Annotated in this window: 17 protein-coding genes; 10 read left to right on the top strand and 7 right to left on the bottom strand. The window is 64.4% G+C overall.

What is annotated here, in order from left to right; genetic code table 11:
* Positions 1-87: 87 nt before the first annotated feature.
* The gene (gene clpS / locus M728_RS11355) at positions 88-399 is read right to left on the bottom strand and encodes an ATP-dependent Clp protease adapter ClpS (RefSeq protein ID WP_026618885.1); all 312 of its coding nucleotides are present in this window, start codon (positions 397-399) and stop codon (positions 88-90) included.
* A gap of 181 nt (positions 400-580) precedes the next feature.
* Between clpS and ychF the strand changes: the two genes are divergently transcribed.
* The 3 genes from ychF (at position 581) to M728_RS11370 (ending at position 2,668) form a co-directional block, all read left to right on the top strand.
* On the top strand, positions 581-1,684 hold the full coding sequence (gene ychF / locus M728_RS11360) for a redox-regulated ATPase YchF (RefSeq protein WP_026618884.1): 1,104 nt from the start codon (positions 581-583) through the stop codon (positions 1,682-1,684).
* 61 nt (positions 1,685-1,745) lie between these two features.
* A complete protein-coding gene (locus M728_RS11365; RefSeq protein WP_026618883.1) occupies positions 1,746-2,201 on the top strand; it encodes a MaoC family dehydratase in 456 nt (151 codons plus the stop codon).
* Positions 2,198-2,668: a MaoC family dehydratase gene (locus tag M728_RS11370; protein ID WP_084044262.1), complete on the top strand. Its 471-nt coding sequence runs from the start codon at positions 2,198-2,200 to the stop codon at positions 2,666-2,668. The genes M728_RS11365 and M728_RS11370 overlap by 4 nt, the downstream gene beginning before the upstream one ends.
* Before the next feature lie 84 nt (positions 2,669-2,752).
* On the opposite strand, the gene M728_RS11375 is transcribed toward M728_RS11370, so the two are convergent.
* Positions 2,753-3,295 (bottom strand): adenine phosphoribosyltransferase, encoded by a 543-nt coding sequence (locus M728_RS11375; protein ID WP_026618881.1) that lies wholly within the window; start codon positions 3,293-3,295, stop codon positions 2,753-2,755.
* A 288-nt stretch (positions 3,296-3,583) separates the two neighbouring features.
* On the opposite strand from M728_RS11375, the gene M728_RS11380 reads away from it, so the two are divergent.
* Positions 3,584-3,769: a DUF1059 domain-containing protein gene (locus M728_RS11380; protein ID WP_026617953.1), complete on the top strand. Its 186-nt coding sequence runs from the start codon at positions 3,584-3,586 to the stop codon at positions 3,767-3,769.
* Between the two features lie 22 nt (positions 3,770-3,791).
* On the opposite strand, the gene M728_RS11385 is transcribed toward M728_RS11380, so the two are convergent.
* The 3 genes from M728_RS11385 to M728_RS11395 are packed head-to-tail and all read right to left on the bottom strand — an operon-like array spanning position 3,792 to position 6,300.
* On the bottom strand, positions 3,792-5,051 hold the full coding sequence (locus tag M728_RS11385; protein ID WP_026618880.1) for a CCA tRNA nucleotidyltransferase: 1,260 nt from the start codon (positions 5,049-5,051) through the stop codon (positions 3,792-3,794).
* The gene (locus M728_RS11390) at positions 5,048-5,680 is read right to left on the bottom strand and encodes a CoA pyrophosphatase (protein ID WP_026618879.1); all 633 of its coding nucleotides are present in this window, start codon (positions 5,678-5,680) and stop codon (positions 5,048-5,050) included. The genes M728_RS11385 and M728_RS11390 overlap by 4 nt, the downstream gene beginning before the upstream one ends.
* Positions 5,677-6,300, bottom strand: coding sequence for a DUF1285 domain-containing protein (locus tag M728_RS11395; protein ID WP_026618878.1), 624 nt, complete (start codon positions 6,298-6,300; stop codon positions 5,677-5,679). The genes M728_RS11390 and M728_RS11395 overlap by 4 nt, the downstream gene beginning before the upstream one ends.
* Before the next feature lie 263 nt (positions 6,301-6,563).
* On the opposite strand from M728_RS11395, the gene M728_RS11400 reads away from it, so the two are divergent.
* Genes M728_RS11400 through M728_RS11415 form a run of 4 tightly spaced genes read left to right on the top strand, consistent with a single transcriptional unit; the run spans position 6,564 to position 13,385 of the window.
* Entirely contained in the window at positions 6,564-7,577 is a 1,014-nt protein-coding gene (locus M728_RS11400; RefSeq protein WP_026617957.1) for a MoxR family ATPase, read from the top strand.
* 3 nt (positions 7,578-7,580) lie between these two features.
* A complete protein-coding gene (locus tag M728_RS11405) occupies positions 7,581-8,501 on the top strand; it encodes a DUF58 domain-containing protein (protein ID WP_026618877.1) in 921 nt (306 codons plus the stop codon).
* Positions 8,498-11,308, top strand: coding sequence for a DUF4159 domain-containing protein (locus tag M728_RS11410; RefSeq protein ID WP_026618876.1), 2,811 nt, complete (start codon positions 8,498-8,500; stop codon positions 11,306-11,308). Before M728_RS11405 ends, M728_RS11410 begins: the two co-directional genes overlap by 4 nt.
* 7 nt (positions 11,309-11,315) lie before the next feature.
* Complete coding sequence (locus tag M728_RS11415) at positions 11,316-13,385, top strand: membrane protein (protein WP_026618875.1); 2,070 nt, start codon at positions 11,316-11,318, stop codon at positions 13,383-13,385.
* 239 nt (positions 13,386-13,624) lie between these two features.
* Here the strand turns inward: M728_RS11415 and M728_RS11420 are convergent, their stop codons facing one another.
* Complete coding sequence (locus M728_RS11420; RefSeq protein WP_026618874.1) at positions 13,625-14,185, bottom strand: GNAT family N-acetyltransferase; 561 nt, start codon at positions 14,183-14,185, stop codon at positions 13,625-13,627.
* A gap of 257 nt (positions 14,186-14,442) precedes the next feature.
* Between M728_RS11420 and M728_RS11425 the strand changes: the two genes are divergently transcribed.
* On the top strand, positions 14,443-15,420 hold the full coding sequence (locus M728_RS11425; RefSeq protein ID WP_026618873.1) for a glutathione S-transferase family protein: 978 nt from the start codon (positions 14,443-14,445) through the stop codon (positions 15,418-15,420).
* 18 nt (positions 15,421-15,438) lie between these two features.
* Here the strand turns inward: M728_RS11425 and M728_RS11430 are convergent, their stop codons facing one another.
* A complete protein-coding gene (locus M728_RS11430; protein WP_034883005.1) occupies positions 15,439-15,930 on the bottom strand; it encodes an NUDIX domain-containing protein in 492 nt (163 codons plus the stop codon).
* A 115-nt stretch (positions 15,931-16,045) separates the two neighbouring features.
* Here M728_RS11430 and M728_RS11435 point away from each other — a divergent pair, with 115 nt between their 5' ends.
* Positions 16,046-16,948, top strand: coding sequence for a metallophosphoesterase (locus tag M728_RS11435; RefSeq protein WP_026618871.1), 903 nt, complete (start codon positions 16,046-16,048; stop codon positions 16,946-16,948).
* Positions 16,949-16,992: the final 44 nt, after the last annotated feature.

Genomic DNA, 16,992 nt, shown 5'->3' on the forward strand with positions numbered 1-16,992 from the left:
GCCAGGCGTTCCGCCGGTAACAGCCACATCGCTCGAAGGGCCCGGTCTTGAGGGCAGTGATCTTAGGCCAGCCCAAGGCGAGAATTGTCACTCCTCCGGCTCGGTCGTGAACATCAGCGGGAAGCCCGCTTCCTTGCCGAGGTCGGTCGCCTCCTTCGCCTTGGTTTCGGCCACGTCCTTGGCGCAGATCACGACGACCGAGGTGCCGAGCTTGTGCGCCGTCATCATCACCCGGTAACCGGTTTCCTCGCTCATCCGGAAGACGGCCTTCAGCACCATCACGACGAATTCGCGCGGCGTGTAATCGTCATTGACAAGGATGACCTTGTAGAGCTTCGGCCGTTCGAGCTTCGGCTTCGCCCTCGTTTTGCGCTTTGCGGCAACGTCATTGTCACTCATCGGAAATCCGCCGTTGATGACATGAGAGGCAACCAATATTGCGCTCCGATCAAAGGCATTCAAGGGAAACCCACCGATCAGCGGGATGTGAACACATTGCGATATGCGGGAAGAGCTTGACCGCTCCTCTCCTTTATCCCATAGCCACGCCCAAGCGATTTCAGGAACGACAGGTTTAGCCATGGGCTTCAAATGCGGTATCGTCGGGCTGCCGAATGTCGGCAAGTCCACACTCTTCAATGCGCTGACCAAGACGGCAGCGGCGCAGGCAGCGAACTATCCCTTCTGCACGATCGAGCCGAACACGGGTGAAGTCGCCGTTCCCGATCCGCGCATGCGCAAGCTCGCCGATATCGCCAAGTCGAAGGAGATCATTCCAACCCGCATCTCCTTCGTCGACATCGCCGGGCTGGTGCGCGGCGCGTCCAAGGGCGAGGGCCTCGGCAACCAGTTCCTCGCCAATATCCGCGAGGTGGACGCTGTGGTGCACGTGCTGCGCTGCTTCGAAGACGACGACATCACACATGTCGAGGGGCGCATCCACCCCGTCGAGGACGCGGAGACGATCGAGACCGAACTGATGCTCGCCGATCTCGAAAGCCTGGAGCGGCGGACCGAGCAGACGCGCAAGCGCGCGACCGGCAAGGACAAGGACTCGATGGCGCAGCTTCCGGTCATGGAAGCCTCGCTGAAACTGCTGCAAGAAGGCAAGCCCGTGCGCACCCTGCTTCCGAAGCTCGATGCCGACGAGCTGCGCATCCTGCAAGGCCTCAACCTCCTCACGTCCCATCCGGTTCTCTATGTCTGCAACGTCGCCGAAGCCGACGCGGCAACCGGCAACGAGCACACCCGTGCCGTCGAGGAGCTGGCCAAGGCTCAGGGCGCCGAAACGGTCGTGATCTCGGCCGCGATCGAATCGGAAGTCGCCCAATTGCCGGACGAGGAAGCGAAAGAATTCCTCTCGGCCCTCGGTCTGGACGAGGCAGGCCTCGACCGCCTGATCCGCGCCGGCTACAAGCTGCTCGACCTCATCACTTATTTCACGGTGGGCCCGAAAGAGACCCGTGCCTGGACGATCCCGCGCGGTACGAAGGCGCCGCAGGCGGCGGGCGTCATCCATTCGGATTTCGAGCGCGGTTTCATCCGCGCCAACACGATCGCCTATGACGACTTCATCGCCTACGGCGGAGAAAACGGAGCCAAGGAGGCCGGCAAGGCGCGCGACGAAGGCAAGGATTACGTCGTGCAGGACGGCGACGTCATTCACTTCCGCTTCAACACGTGACATCGAGCCGATGCGGCACCATATATGGCGCCGCAGCATTTCGGCGATGATGGGGGGCGGCATGCTCTATTTCGAGGACTTCACAGAAGGCCGGCGTTTCGACTACCGCCCGGTCCTGATGCAAGCCACCGACATGATTGCCTTTGCCCGCGAGTTCGACCCGCAGCCGATGCATCTCAACGAGGAAGCCGGAAGGCTTAGCATTCTCGGCGGCCTCTCCGCCTCCGGCTGGCACACCAGTGCCATCGGGATGCGGATGATGATCGACGCTTTCCTCGGCAATTCCTCCTCGCAAGGCTCGCCGGGGATCGACTTCATGGAGTGGAAAAGGCCGGTGCTTGCCGGAGATCTCCTCTCGGGCTTCAGCCTAGTGCTGGAGTCACGCCAATCGAAGTCGAAGCCCGCGATCGGCATCGTCAAATTTCGCAACGAAATCGACAACCAGAACGGTGAAGCCGTCGCAGTCTCCGAATGCTCGGTCATGTTCCGTCGCCGCGACACGGAGCAGCGGCCATGATGACGTTGGCGGAACTTTACGAAGCCGGCCGAAAGATCGTCATCGGCAGCCTGACCTTCGCCGCGGAGGACATCATCCGCTTTGCTCGCGATTTCGACCCGCAGCCGTTTCACCTCGACGAGGAAGGGGCGAAACAATCGCTGTTCGGCGGCCTTTGCGCTTCCGGCTGGCATACTAGCGCCGGCTGGATGCAGTGCTTCGTACGTTTCTGGGCGGACGAGGCCCGGCGCCTTGCGGCCGAGGGGCTGCACGCCCCCAAACTCGGCCCCTCGCCCGGTTTCCGTGAACTCAAATGGCTGAAGCCGGTCTATGCCGGCGACACAATAACTTATGCGGTAACCCTGCTCGAGGCCCGCATCGTCGCATCACGGCCCGGCTGGCGGATCAATACCATTCTGTGCGAGGGCGAGAACCAGCATGGCGAGGCGGTGATCCGTTTCGAGAGCAAGGTCATCGAATTCGCCTGAAACGGAGCAGCAAAGCACCGAGAGCCTTAGCGCGGGATGAGGAAAAGTGTGCGCGGTTTTCGGCCCGCATCCCGCGCCAACTTATTAATGCCCCTCGAACTCGATGAGCGTGCGGACGTTGACGCCGAGCGCCTCGAGCTTCTTGCGGCCGCCGAGCTCCGGCAGATCGATAATGAAGCAGGCGGCGACGATCTCCGCGCCCATCTGCTGCAGGAGCTTCGTTGCCCCTTCGGCGGTGCCGCCGGTCGCGATCAAATCATCGACAAGGATCACCTTTTCGCCTGGGACAATCGCGTCCCTGTGCATCTCCATCTCGTCGACGCCGTATTCGAGGCTGTAGGCGATCCTCACCGTGTCGTGCGGTAGCTTGCCTTTCTTGCGGATCGGCACGAAGCCGGCCGAGAGCTGGTGCGCGATCGCACCGCCCAGAATGAAGCCGCGCGCCTCGATTCCGGCGATCTTCTCGATCTTGGTTCCGGCATAGGGATGCACGAGCTCGTCGATCGCCCGACGGAACGTTCTCGGGTTGCCGAGCAGGGTCGTGATGTCGCGAAAGATGATGCCCGGCTTCGGGTAGTCCGGAATGCTTCGTATGGCGGCAATCAGTTCCGATTGAACAGCGATCATGTCTGAAAACGGCCTTTGCGAGTCTGGAGGTCGGCAAAGCCATAGCACCAACCAACTACGTGTTGACAGGGATTTCTTCGCGCAACGGCAGGGCGGAACAATTTGGCCGGCCCTCCGGTTGATGTTAGGCTTCCCTCGGCAGGTCGCAGCGGCCTACCAGTTGCAAAGGCGATCAGAGCGGAAGATGTCGGCGGCTCTGCGCCCTCGTCCCGCTCCACTTCTTGGAATCGGTCACTTCATGCTTTCGGTCGTGCAAGGGCCGAGTGATCTGGAGGAAGGAGGAATACCATGCGCTTGTTCGAATGCGGTACGCTCGTTCCGGGTTGCCCCTGGCACACCCGCGCCGATAACGATGCCGAAGTCGTACGCCGGGCCGTTGAGCACATGCGTGACACCCATGGCGAGACGGTCATCCGCGAAAACATGGTCGACAACATCAAGGCGCGCATCGTCGACGAGACTCAGGCAGCGTGACGGCGCAGTGCCACCCTCGCGCTCAGCCAGGCCGGGCCAGGGATTCGAGCCGGGCGACCAATGTCGCCCGGTCGACATTGAAATTTCGCTCGATCCAGAATTCCTCAAGCTCCTCCAACACCTCACCAATCTTCGGACCCGCGGGAATGCCCGCCTTCAAGACGTCCACTCCACTCAGCGGAAAAACCGGGCGCTGCCATCCTTCCGCCCGCGCGAGCAGCCGTTGGAACGAAGCGGTCTCGGCGAGAAAGGCGGGATCGGTCTCGGATTTGCGGCGGGCGGCGGCGAGGGAAAGCTTGAGCCGGACGATGATCCCGTCTTTGCCGTGTCGGTAGAGCTCCCGGTCGAGTGCTGCGTCCGGGAGAGTAGCAGCAATCGCCGGAGCCTCAGCGAAGCGGACCAGATAGGCCGCTTCAGCCTTCGAAAGACGCAGCCGCATCGCCATCGCTTCGAGCCGCTCCGCGTCGGGGGGAACGATCGCCGCGAGTCTCAAGAGCGGCTCCGGCCGCCAGGAGAAGCTCCGCTCCGCGGCCACGAGGCCGGGTATGGCGTCGATGCCCCATTTCTCGGTTTCGGGCAGGATCTCGCCGAGCACACCCGCCTGGCGCATCCACAGAAGCGCGCGGCCCGGATCGTCGGCGGAAAGCAGCTTCTTCGTTTCTCCCCAGACGCGTTCGGCGGAAAGCGTCGAAAGCTTCGCGCGCGCCTGCGCGCAGGCTTTGAGGCCCTCCGCATCCGGACGACCGCTGCCGTAATGCGCGAAGAAGCGGAAGAAGCGCAGGATGCGCAGATAATCTTCCGCGACGCGCTCGGCGGCGTTGCCGATGAAGCGCAAGGTCCGGCTCTCGATATCGGCCAGACCACCAACATAGTCGAAGACCTCGCCCTCGCTGTTCACATAAAGCGCATTGATCGTGAAATCGCGGCGTTCCGCGTCCTCTTTCCAACCGGACCCGAAGGCCACTTCGGCGCGCCGCCCGTCCGTCGTCACATCGCGGCGCAAGGTCGTTACCTCGTAAGGTATGCCGTCGATCACCAGCGTCACGGTGCCGTGGTTGATGCCGGTCGGCACCACCTTGATGCCGGCCGCCTTCGCCCGCCCCGCGACCTCCTCCGGATGCCAGGTCGTCGCCAGATCGACGTCACCCGTCGGCAGGCCGAGCAGGCTGTTGCGGACCGCGCCGCCGACGATCCGCACCTCGCCGCCGTCGACATTCAGCAAATCGAAGACGCGGCGCAGCGAGGGAGCCTGAAACCAGCGCTCGGCAGCAATGGAGGTCATGCATAAAGCCTTTCGTAGAGCATGCGGACGATTCCCGCCGTAATGCCCCAAATGTTCCGCTCGCCATAGGGCATCCGGTAATAATGCCGCTCGGCACCCTGCCAATGGCCGCTCCCACGTCCGTGATTCTCCGGATTCATCAGGAACGATAGCGGCACCTCGAACACGCTTTCGACTTCCACCGGATTCGGCGTCAGCTCGAAGCCCGGCTGCACCACCGCAAGCACCGGCGTGATGCGGAAGCCGGACATTGCCATATAATGCGGCAGCCGCGCGATCGTCTCGACGAAGCGCGGATCGAGACCGATCTCCTCCTCAGCCTCGCGCAGCGCCGCGATTTCGACGGACGGGTCCTCCGGATCGACGGCGCCGCCCGGAAAGGCGATCTGGCCGGAATGCTTGCGCAGCGTCGAGGTGCGTTGCGTGAAGATCACGCTCGCATCCTCGCCGCTGTCGACGACCGGCACGAGCACCGCGGCATCCTTCAGATGCAGGGATTCGAGATAAGGCACGATGCCGGGATTGAGCAGGAAGTCGCCGTGGTCGCGCCAGGCGGTTTCGACCGGCCCGCCCGCCTGGGCACGCGCGCGGCGGCGGAACTCGTCGGCGGAGAAGAGATGACGGCTCATCTGGACAGCGCTTCCAGCTCCGCCGCCGGCATGATCGGGAAAACCGCCCCCGCCGATTTGACGCAGAACATCTCGACACCGCCGACGTCAATGCTCTCGCCGAGCTCGACGATGTCGTACATCACCGGCCTGGAGACGAGCGCCTCCAGGCCTCCGCGCACGTGGAGATAAGGCTTCAGCTCGCGATTGTCGCCGTGGATGACGAAACGCAGGGGGTGCTCCGGCCCGGCCTCCACGACATCGCCGACATTGGTGCGGAACGTCAGCACATTCTCGTCGTCCTTCACCGTAATGCTCATTTCGACGGCGATGAATGGGGCATCGGCGACCCGGATGCCGACCTTTTCCACCGGCGTCACGAGATAGGTCTTGCCATCCGCGTCCCTGCGCAGGACTGTCGAGAACAGCCTCACCAGCGGCTGGCGGCCGATCGGCGTGCCCATGTAGAACCAGGTTCCGTCAGCACGAATTTCCATGTCGATGTCGCCGCAGAACGGCGGATTCCAGCGCTCGACCGGTGGCAATCCCCTTGCTTCGCCATCCGTCTGACCGGCAGCGCGCGCAATGAGTGCGGCGAGCCCCGCCGCATCGCCCGTCCGCTGAATCTTCGTTTCTGCCATCGTTCTGTCCCGTTTGGCCCCAATCTTGCCTAAGAAGAATAGCGCGTCCATGAGACGAGCGGGATGTTCGCCCCTGGTTACGAGCATCTTGACCGTACTTCGCGCTTAGCGGAGAAGCCGGAATGCTTCAGGGCGTTCTGAAGCTCACGAGATAGTGCGTTGGCGGCGGCTTGTCAGCCGTCTGCCAGGGTCTAAATTGAAAAAAGGAACCGAAAGCAGAGTGATGCCGAATCGGTTCGACACGCACGAGCGGGAGACTGGCAATGAGTGTTATGAAGAGCGCGGTCGAACTGGCCGATGAGAAGGCGATCGTCGCGGCAGCGGAAGCGGCCCTTGGCGAGATCGCGCTCATCCGCGCGGAGATCGGCAAGGTCATCTTCGGTCAGGAAAGCGTGGTGGAGCAGACCCTGCTCGCGGTTCTTTCCGGCGGCCACGCGCTGCTTGTCGGTGTGCCCGGTCTGGCCAAGACAAAGCTCGTCGCGACCCTCGGCACCGTTCTCGGCCTCGACAACAGCCGCATTCAATTCACGCCGGACCTGATGCCGTCCGACATTCTGGGCTCGGAAGTGATGGATCAGGACGCGGCCGGCCATCGCTCCTTCCGCTTCATCGCCGGCCCCATCTTCACGCAGCTCCTGATGGCCGACGAGATCAACCGTGCCTCGCCGCGCACGCAATCGGCGCTGCTGCAGGCGATGCAGGAATACCACATCACCGTCGCCGGTGCCCGTAAGGACCTGCCGCAACCTTTCCATGTGCTCGCGACGCAGAATCCCCTCGAACAGGAGGGCACCTACCCTCTCCCGGAAGCTCAGCTCGACCGCTTCCTGATGCAGGTCGATGTCGGTTACCCTGAGCTTTCCGCCGAACGGCAAATCCTCCTTGAAACGACGGGTGTCGTAGAGGCCGAGGCCCGTCCGGTGATCAATGCCGAGCGCCTGCAGCAGCTCCAGAGCCTGATCCGTCAGATGCCGGTGGGCGAGAAGGTTGTCGACGCCATTCTGGCGCTGGTGCGTTCCGCCCGTCCCGGCAACGGTAATGCCGCCACCGACAAGAACGTCGCCTGGGGTCCGGGCCCGCGCGCCGGCCAAGCCTTGATGCTCTCGGCCCGCGCACGTGCGCTCTACGATGGCCGGCTCGCGCCCTCCATCGACGATATCCTGGCGCTTGCCGAACCCGTCCTGCAGCACCGGATGGCGCTGACCTTTGCGGCCCGTGCCGAGGGCATGACTGTGCGCGACGTCATAGCCGACCTAGTGAAACGGGCCAAGGCATAACGCATGGCCTCCATCGGGCACATCGTCGCGCGTACTCCCTCCGGCGAGGTTCTTTCACGCGCGCAGCAGCGCGCGATGCTCGTTCCTGACTGCCTCGTCGAGGCACGCCGGATCGCCAATACCGTCATCTCCGGCTGGCACGGCCGGCGCAAGCGCGGCATCGGCGAGAACTTCTGGCAGTTCCGGCCCTACAGCGAAGGTGAGAGCCTGTCGCGCATCGACTGGCGTCGCTCGGCCAAGGACGACCATACCTATGTCCGCGATCGCGAATGGGAAGCCGCGCACACGATTTGGCTCTGGGCCGACCTTTCCCCCTCGATGATGTACAAATCGACGCTCGGCGCCGTCTCAAAGGAGAGCCGTGCGCTGGTGCTGATGCTGGCGCTCGCCGAAATCCTCGCCCGCTCCGGCGAGCGGATCGGCTGTCCCGGCGTGATGGAGCCGGTCTCGGCGCGCAACGCTGCAGAGCGGCTCGCGACCGCGATCATGCTGAGCCCGCTTGCCGAAGGCTTGCCCGACACAGGTATGATCCGTGGCGCCAGCGATCTGGTCCTGATCGGCGATTTCCTCGACCCGGCGGACAAGGTGATGGAACGCCTCGGGCCGCTTGCACGCCGCGGCTTGCGGGGACATGTCGTAGAGATCGCCGACCCCGCCGAGGAAGTCTTCCCCTATGCCGGCCGGACCGAATTCACCGATCCGGAAACGGGCGAGAAGCTAACCGCCGGCCGCGCCGAGATCCTGCGCGAGGATTATCAGCGCGCCTATCGCGCCCGCCGTGACAGCCTCGGCGATAGCCTTCGCCATCTCGGTTGGACCTTCATTCCACATAGGACGGATCGCCCGGCGTCGGAGGCGCTGGTCGCGGTGCACATGTATCTGTCCGGAATGCCCGGCCGGGCGACGCATGGAGGGCAGCTATGATAGGCGGCCTCTCCTTCGTCTTCGCCAATCCGGCCATGCTCGCAGCCCTCGTCGCGCTGCCGGTGATCTGGTGGCTGCTGCGCATGACGCCGCCCAGACCCGCAGCCGAGGTTTTTCCGCCGCTGCGCATCCTCGCCTCGGTTATCAAGCGCGAGGAGACGCCGTCGAAGAGCCCTTGGTGGCTGACGCTTCTTAGAATGCTGATGGCGGCCGCCGTCATTTTTGCAATCGCCGATCCGGTCTTCAACCCGCGCAGCAACACGCTCGCCACATCCGGCCCGCTGGCGTTGCTGATCGACAATAGCTGGGCGGCCGCACCGGACTGGGAGCGGCGCGTCGAGGCTGCCTCGGCTTTGATCGATGACGCCGAAGCGAAGGACCTTGCCGTGTCCATCGTCTTTACCGGCGAGCGCCAGCACGACGCGACGCCGGGATCGGCCGGAACGGCGCGCAATCGGCTCGCAGCGGTGGGCCCCGAACCGCTGCCAGCCGACCGGCGGTCCGCCATCGCTGCCATGCAAACGGCCTTCAGGGACGCACCGCCCGGAACGATCGCCTTCATCACCGACGGCATCGAGACCGACGGCAAGACCATGGAGACGCTGGCAGGCATCGGCGCGGCCGACCTCAAGGTGATCGAGGCGGACGGGAGCCAGGCGGTCGCGCTCACCGATAGCAGCAACGAGTCGAACGGTATGGCAGTGACGGCGAGCCGACTGAAGACCGACGACAGCCGCTCTTTCCCGATCGTCGCTTTCGACGCGCGCGGCCGTGCGATTGCGAACGGCACGATCGATTTCGCGCCCGGCGCGGCGACCGCGAAGGGAACAATCGAGGCTCCCTTCGAACTGCGCAACGACTTCGCCCGCATCGGCATCGAAGGCGCCGCAACCGCCGGCGCGACGCACCTCCTCGACGACGGCTTCCGCCGCCGCCGCGTGGCTTTGCTCAGCGGCGAGGCACGCGACCTCTCGCAGCCGCTGCTGTCTCCCCTCTACTACATCAATCGGGCGCTCGCCCCCTATGCCGACCTCGTCGAGCCGCGCGAAACCGATCTCGCGGTCGCCATTCCGGAACTCTTGCAGCAGCGGCCGTCGGTCCTCATCATGGCCGATATCGGCCGCCTGCCGGAAGAGACCTATCCGCTGCTTGCGAAATGGATCGACAACGGCGGCACACTGATCCGTTTCGCCGGCCCGCGGCTTGCCGCCGCGCCCGCCGACGATCCGCTTGTGCCCGTGACGCTTCGGCAGGGCGAGCGGGCGCTTGGCGGGGCACTTTCCTGGTCCGAGCCGCAGCCGCTCGCCGATTATCCATTGAACAGCCCCTTTGCGGGCATGCCCCGCCCCACCGATATCCTCGTCAAGCGGCAGGTCCTGGCCGAACCGACCGCCGATCTCGTCGAGCGGACCTGGGCAAACCTCGCCGACGGCACGCCGCTGGTGACGACGGCGGCACGCGGCACAGGCCGCATCATCCTCTTCCATGTCAGCGCCGAGGCCACCTGGTCGAACCTGCCGATCTCCGGACATTTCGTCGAAATGCTCCGCCGCAGCGTCCAGCTTTCGCGCAGCGGCGGCATCGCCCCTGAAGGCCGGGCGGCGCAGCCACAGACGCTGCCGCCCTATCGGCTGCTAAACGCCGACGGCGTGCTTGTCGCCGAAACCGCCAATGCCCGCCCGCTCGACATCGTGCCGGGTAAAGCGCCCTTGGCCACGCCGGAGAATCCGCCTGGCCTCTATGGTTCCGAGGACGGATTCACCGCGCTGAACCTGCTGCCGCGCGACGCTCAGCTCAAGCGCATCGACATGGCGGCCGCCGGCCCGTACACATCCGAGCGGCTCACAGCGGCGGAGAGCTGGTCGCTGAAACCGGCGCTGCTGACGCTCGCATTGCTGCTGCTGCTCGCCGATGCCGCGATTGTTCTCTTCATGGGCGGTGCCTTTTCGCGCTTGCGCATGGCGAAAGCGGCAGCAGCATTGTTCCTCGTGATGGCCGCGGCCGCTCTTCTCCCGCCTCCGCAAGCCTTTGCGGACGACGCGCGGCCGGATGACGCGCGCATTCTGGAACGGCTCGACACCACCCATCTCGCCTATGTCGTCACCGGCGAGCAAGACGTGGACCGTCTCTCCGAGAGCGGACTTCGCGGTCTCACCGATTTCCTCACCTATCGCACGACGCTCGAGCCGGGCGCCCCGGTCGGCCTCGACATCTCCAAGGACGAGCTCAGCTTCTATCCGATCATCTACTGGCCTATCTCGGCCAGCGCACCGATGCCGAGCCCGCAGACCGTCAGCCGCATAGACGCCTATATGCGCGCCGGCGGTACGGTGTTGTTCGACACGCGCGATCAGTTCTCCTCGCTCGGCGCCTCCTCGGGCGGCACGAGCCCGAACGCCGAACGCCTGCAGGCGATCCTCGCCAATCTCGATATACCGCCGCTGGAGCCTGTTCCGGCCGACCATGTTCTGACCAAGGCCTTCTATCTGCTGACGAATTTTCCCGGCCGCTACACCGGCAGCCCGCTCTGGATCGAGGCCCTGCTCGACAATCGCGAGGAGCCGAGCGACCGCCCGGCGCGTTCGGGCGACGGCGTGACGCCGATCATGATCACCGGCAACGACTTTGCCGGCGCCTGGGCGGTGGATTCCAACGGTGTCGCGGTGCTGCCGACGGTTCCGCCGGACGAGATACAGCGCGAATATGCCTTCCGCTCCGGCGTCAACATCATGATGTATATGTTGACCGGCAACTACAAAGCCGACCAGGTGCACGTGCCCGCCCTGCTCGAGCGGCTCGGACAGTGAGGCAGCGATGACCGTCGACTTTTCGCCACTTCTTGCCTGGCCCTATCTCGCGGCATTGTCGCTCATCGCAGCCGCGCTGGCGGCGCTCGGGCTCTGGCGCGGCGTTCGCGGTGCTTGGATCAGGACGGCCGCTCTCGTCGCGTTCTGCCTCGCCCTTGCAAATCCCGTTCTCTTCCAGGAGGAGCGCCAGCCGCTCTCGACCATCGTCGCTGTGGTTGTCGACCGCAGCCAGAGCCAAGAGAATGGCGACCGCCGCGAACAGACCGACCGGGCGCTCGCCGATCTCAAGGAACGTCTTGCGCGCTTTCCCCAGATCGAGGCGCGCATCGTCGAGGCCGCCGACGGCGAGGAGAGCGAAGCTCCCTCGACGAAGCTCTTCGGCGCGCTCACAACGGCACTGGCCGATGTGCCGCCCGCCCGCGTCGGCGGCGCTGTCTTCATCACCGACGGCCAAATCCACGATGTGCCGGACGTGAACCAGAAGCTCGGCTTCGATGCGCCCATTCATGGACTGATCAGCGGGCGGCCGGACGAGTTCGACCGGCGCATCGAAATCGTGAGCGCGCCCCGCTTCGGCATTGTCGGCGAGCAGCAGAAGCTGACGTTCCGCGTTGTGGACGAAGGAGCGGCGCCCGGCGGCAGCGCCGAGGTCACGATTCGTCTCAACGGCAACGAGATCGCCACCGAGCTCGCGGAACCGGGGACAGACGTACCGTTCAGTTTCACCGTTCCGCGCGGCGGCAACAACATCCTTGAATTCGCCGTCAATCCTGTCGCCGGCGAAGTAACGGAGGCGAACAACCGCGCCGTCCACGTGCTCGACGGCATTCGCGAGAACCTGCGCGTGCTGCTCGTTTCCGGCGAGCCGCATGCCGGCGAGCGAGCCTGGCGCAATCTCCTCAAATCCGACGCCGCCGTCGATCTCGTGCACTTCACCATCCTGCGGCCGCCGGAAAAGCAGGACGGCACGCCGATCAACGAGCTCTCGCTCATCGCCTTTCCGACGCGCGAGCTTTTCGTCGACAAGATCAGCGAGTTCGATCTCATCATCTTCGACCGCTACCAGCACCGCGGCGTGCTGCCGATTCTCTACTACGACAACATCGCGCAATACGTTCAGAACGGCGGCGCCTTGCTGATTGCCGCGGGACCGGAGCACGCCGGCAATGATTCGATCGCTGCCACTCCGCTTTCGGCGGTTTTGCCCGCGACCCCGACCGGCGTCATGACCGAAACGGCCTTCTTCCCGCGGCTTTCCGAGGAGGGAAAGAAGCATCCGGTCACGCGCGGCCTCGAAGGCGCATCGAGCGAGCCGCCGGCCTGGGGCCGCTGGTTCCGCACCGTCGACGTCGACCGGCCGCTCGGCCAGACGGTAATGGAGGCGGCGGACGGCAAGCCGCTGCTCGTCCTCAACCGCGTCGGCAAGGGACGCGTGGCGATGCTGCTCTCCGACCAGGGCTGGCTCTGGGCACGCGGCTTCGAAGGCGGCGGACCGCACATTTCGCTCTATCGCCGCACCGCCCACTGGCTCATGCAGGAGCCGGCGCTCGAAGAGGAGGCGCTCACCGCGCGCGCCCTCGGCCGGACATTGGAGATCACCCGTCAAACGATCGAGGGCGACCCCGGCCAGGCGACGCTCACCTATCCCTCCGGCAGGACCCAGGAGGTCACCCTTACCGAACGCGAGCCGGGCCTCTACAAGGCAGAGGTCAAGAGCGATGAAATCGGCCTTTTCGAGGTGGCGAACGACGAGCTGACGACGCTCGTCCATGTCGGCAATGTCGACGCGCCGGAGTTCAAGGCGGCGATCTCGACGGAGGAAAGGCTCAAGCCCTGGGCGGAAAAGACGAAGGGGCTTGTCCGCCGGCTGGCGGACGCCGACGGACCGGTCGATCTCCCTTCGATCCTGCCTGTTCGCGGCGCGGTGCGCGTCGCTGACGATGAGCGCCTGTCGCTGCGCATGACCGACGAGACGGTACTGAAGGGCGTCAATTCGCTGTCGCTCTTCGCGGGCCTTTTCGGCCTCGCCGCCCTCCTCTTCCTGATTTCCGCCACCTGGTATCGCGAGGGCCGGTGAGCGGCCGCAGCGACATCACGGTTTCGGAGCTGCGCTGCCGCCCTCCTCTACGGCCGTCATCCTCGGGCTTGACCCGAGGATCCACTCGCAAGCTTGAGGCGCAGGGGAATGCCGAATCGCGAGGTCGTTCTGAAGCCGCAATGCTTGTGCTTGGATCCTCGGGTCACGCCCGAGGATGACGAGCAGGACAGGAATACTGGAGCGCCGATTTTGACGGCAAGGACCAGCCCGTCAAGGAATCAAGCCGCCGCGCCGTGCGCCTGCTGCTCCGCGACAGCCTCGACGGCCGGCGCCACGCCGTCATCCCGCCAGGCGATCACGCCTTCGAGCCGCATGTGAACATCCGCCGCGATCGGCACCACCAGCACCCGGGCCGGATCGACCGGACCGGGGAATTCGAGCGCGCCGCAGCGTACCTTCTCGAAACCGAGCGGCTGGTAATAGGGCGGATCGCCGACGAGGATCACCGCCTCGGACCCCTTCCGCCGCGCGGCCTCGACTGCGATGCGCACCAGTTCACGGCCGATGCCCTTGTTCTTGTGCGACGGCCGCACGGCAAGAGGACCGAGCAGGTGTCCCCGGACGGACCCGGCGATCACCGGCGTCATCCGCACGGAAGCGATCGTTTCGCCGTCGTCGGCGCAGATGAAGGAAAGCGACCGGTCGTGCGGCCCCTGCTCGCGAATTCGCGCAGCAGCGCGGGCGAAGCGGCCTGGGCCGAAGGCTTCTTCATTGATGATTTCGATGGCTGCGTCGTGGGACGCGTCTTCAGTCAGATAGACGAGATCGTGCTTTTTCATGGATATCGAGAACCGGCATGCGAACGAACACAAGGATGGCTTCACCCGGAAGGGTGTTTCAGCATCAGCGTCGTCGCGGGCTTCCCGACAGGATCATGGCTAAGGTCGTTTCCGAACGTGAAAAAGCTAACGGATCGCCGATAGCAGAAAATCGCCATCTGTCAAAGCCGAAAACGCACTGTTCGGAATTTCGCCCCTATCGGCGGCGCCTCGGCGCGCTATCTTTCGGTTAAGGAAACGAGTGAAGGAGTTCGCCCATGGGCAGGCTGGTGGATGGCGTCTGGCAGGACGTCTGGTACGACACGCGTGCAACCAACGGCCATTTCAAGCGCAGCGAGTCGCAGTTCCGCAACTGGGTCACCGCCGATGGGTCGCCCGGCCCTTCCGGCACGGGCGGCTTCAAGGCGGAAGCGGGCCGTTACCACCTCTACGTCTCGCTCGCCTGCCCCTGGGCCCATCGCACGCTGATCTTCCGCAAGCTCAAGAAACTCGAAGACATCGTCTCGCTCTCGATCGTCGATCCGCTGATGCAGGCGAATGGCTGGGAATTCAAAGGCGAGAATGGCGGTACCGTCGACCACCTGTTCGGCTCGCGCGCCCTGTGGGAGGTCTATGTGCGCGCCGAGCCTATCTACTCCGGCCGGGTAACCGTGCCGGTTCTCTGGGACAAGCAGAAGAACACGATCGTCTCGAACGAATCCGCCGAAATCATCCGGATGTTCAACTCGGCCTTCGACTATCTCACCGGCTCGACCGAGGATTTCTGTCCGAAAGAACTGCGGGCGGAAATCGATGCGCTGAACGCGCGCATCTACGACGCCGTCAATAACGGCGTCTACAAGGCCGGTTTCGCAACCAAGCAGGCGGCCTATGAGGAGAGCGTGACGGCCCTCTTCGCCATGCTGGATGAGCTCGAAGGCCGCCTCGCCTCACGGCGCTATCTCCTCGGCGACCGCATGACCGAAGCCGACTGGCGCCTGTTCACGACGCTCGTCCGCTTCGATCCGGTCTATATCGGTCACTTCAAATGCAATATCCGTCGCCTCGCCGACTATCCGAATCTTCATGGCTATCTGCGCGATCTCTATCAGGTGCCGGGCGTCGCCGAGACGGTGAACATGCACCACATCAAGCAGCACTATTACCGGAGCCACACGATGATCAATCCGACCGGCATCGTGCCGGTGGGGCCGGTCGTCGACCTCGGCGCTCCGCACGGGCGAGATGATCTTTAGATTGGAAGTAAGAACTGCCTACCAGAATGTATCCGGCGTCGCCGCTCCCGCAAGTTCGGCGAGCCGGCGCCGGGTTGCCGGCGTCGTGTCCGCAGGGAGTTCGTCGAGCGAGAAGAAGTCCGCCGCGGCGATTTCGAGGTCGGCGCGCTTCGGCTGCTCTTGGCGAACATTGTCGCAGCGGAAGAAGATGACGTGATCGCGCTTGCTGGTGCCCCGGTTGTAATAGACCTGGAAGAGCAGCGGCGGTGCCGCCAGCAGGAGATTGCCCTCCTCCTGAAGCTCGCGAACAAGCCCCTCCACCGCCGTTTCGTTGCGGTCGAGGCCGCCGCCCGGGAAATGCCATCCGGGAAGGTAGGAGTGCCTGACGAGGAAGACCCGACCACTGTCGTCGAAACAGGCGGCCCGGACCCCGAGCGTCATGCCGCGCGAGAAGGCAAAGTAGACATGGGCGAACCGCGTCAACAGGCGGAGCCGCCAGTTAAGCAACTCCTGCCGGCGGTTCTCGTCCATGTGCTTCTCTCCTGCTACCCTACGATCCCTTACATCGGAGCGCGGCGCTTTAGGCCATCCGGGATAATCCGTTCAAGTGATTCCCCTGACCTGGAATATGCGCTAGACGGAGTTGATGTTCAAACTTGCGCATATATCGGACGTCCATCTCGGGCCCCTGCCGGAACTTACTCTCCGTGAACTTGCCTCCAAGCGGATCACCGGCTTCGTCAACTGGCACAGAAACCGGGTGCGTCATCTCTTCCCCGGCACGCTCGACTGCCTGATGGAGGACATCGAAAAGCGCCAGCCGGATCACCTGGCAATCACCGGGGACCTTGTCAATCTTGCCTCGTCCTTGGAGATCGAGGCGGTGAGCGCTTGGCTCGCGGAGGCCGGCGACCCGGGCGACATCTCCATCGTGCCCGGCAATCACGATGCCTATGTGCCCGGCGCCTATGAAAAGATAACGCGCGCCTGGTATCCCTACATGCGCAGCGACGATAGCCCCTCCGGATGGCTGAAGAACCACGCCTGTTTCCCCTATATGCGGGTGCGCGGGCCGGTGGCGCTTATCGGCTGCTCGACGGCCGTTGCCACCCCGCCCTTCGCCGCCAGCGGCTACTTCGGTCCGCGGCAGGCGCGAACGACCGTCAATCTCCTGCGCGCCGCGGGCGAGGCCGGTCTCTTCCGCATCGTCATGATCCACCATCCGCCGATCCGCGGCGCGACCTCCATGCACAAGCGCATGATCGGCATCCGCCGTTTCGCCGCGACCATCTCTTCCGGCGGCGCCGAACTGGTCCTGCACGGTCACACGCATCTCAATACGGTCTACTGGCTCAAGGGGCATGCGGCACCCGTGCCGGTCGTCGGCATCGCGTCGGCATCGCAGGGGCCCGGCGGCAGCAAGCCGGTGGCCGCCTACAACCTCTTCTCGGTGACCGGCGGACCGGGGGGCTGGCATCTGACCCGGGAGCGCTACGCGCTCGGTGCCGACGCCAAGGGCGTGACGCTGGCCGAAACGACGCGCTTCTAAAGCGAGCCGTGAAGTGGCCCACTAAGTCTTCGTCGACGGAAATT

This window comes from Ensifer sp. WSM1721, from assembly GCF_000513895.2.
Taxonomy (GTDB): domain Bacteria; phylum Pseudomonadota; class Alphaproteobacteria; order Rhizobiales; family Rhizobiaceae; genus Sinorhizobium.

Excerpts from the sequence above, each read along its gene's own strand:
- clpS (WP_026618885.1), bottom strand. The coding sequence starts at position 399 with ATGAGTGACAATGACGTTGCCGCAAAGCGCAAAACGAGGGCGAAGCCG.
- ychF (WP_026618884.1), top strand. The coding sequence starts at position 581 with ATGGGCTTCAAATGCGGTATCGTCGGGCTGCCGAATGTCGGCAAGTCC.
- M728_RS11365 (WP_026618883.1), top strand. The coding sequence starts at position 1,746 with ATGCTCTATTTCGAGGACTTCACAGAAGGCCGGCGTTTCGACTACCGC.
- M728_RS11370 (WP_084044262.1), top strand. The coding sequence starts at position 2,198 with ATGATGACGTTGGCGGAACTTTACGAAGCCGGCCGAAAGATCGTCATC.
- M728_RS11375 (WP_026618881.1), bottom strand. The coding sequence starts at position 3,295 with ATGATCGCTGTTCAATCGGAACTGATTGCCGCCATACGAAGCATTCCG.
- M728_RS11380 (WP_026617953.1), top strand. The coding sequence starts at position 3,584 with ATGCGCTTGTTCGAATGCGGTACGCTCGTTCCGGGTTGCCCCTGGCAC.
- M728_RS11385 (WP_026618880.1), bottom strand. The coding sequence starts at position 5,051 with ATGACCTCCATTGCTGCCGAGCGCTGGTTTCAGGCTCCCTCGCTGCGC.
- M728_RS11390 (WP_026618879.1), bottom strand. The coding sequence starts at position 5,680 with ATGAGCCGTCATCTCTTCTCCGCCGACGAGTTCCGCCGCCGCGCGCGT.
- M728_RS11395 (WP_026618878.1), bottom strand. The coding sequence starts at position 6,300 with ATGGCAGAAACGAAGATTCAGCGGACGGGCGATGCGGCGGGGCTCGCC.
- M728_RS11400 (WP_026617957.1), top strand. The coding sequence starts at position 6,564 with ATGAGTGTTATGAAGAGCGCGGTCGAACTGGCCGATGAGAAGGCGATC.
- M728_RS11405 (WP_026618877.1), top strand. The coding sequence starts at position 7,581 with ATGGCCTCCATCGGGCACATCGTCGCGCGTACTCCCTCCGGCGAGGTT.
- M728_RS11410 (WP_026618876.1), top strand. The coding sequence starts at position 8,498 with ATGATAGGCGGCCTCTCCTTCGTCTTCGCCAATCCGGCCATGCTCGCA.
- M728_RS11415 (WP_026618875.1), top strand. The coding sequence starts at position 11,316 with ATGACCGTCGACTTTTCGCCACTTCTTGCCTGGCCCTATCTCGCGGCA.
- M728_RS11420 (WP_026618874.1), bottom strand. The coding sequence starts at position 14,185 with ATGAAAAAGCACGATCTCGTCTATCTGACTGAAGACGCGTCCCACGAC.
- M728_RS11425 (WP_026618873.1), top strand. The coding sequence starts at position 14,443 with ATGGGCAGGCTGGTGGATGGCGTCTGGCAGGACGTCTGGTACGACACG.
- M728_RS11430 (WP_034883005.1), bottom strand. The coding sequence starts at position 15,930 with ATGGACGAGAACCGCCGGCAGGAGTTGCTTAACTGGCGGCTCCGCCTG.
- M728_RS11435 (WP_026618871.1), top strand. The coding sequence starts at position 16,046 with ATGTTCAAACTTGCGCATATATCGGACGTCCATCTCGGGCCCCTGCCG.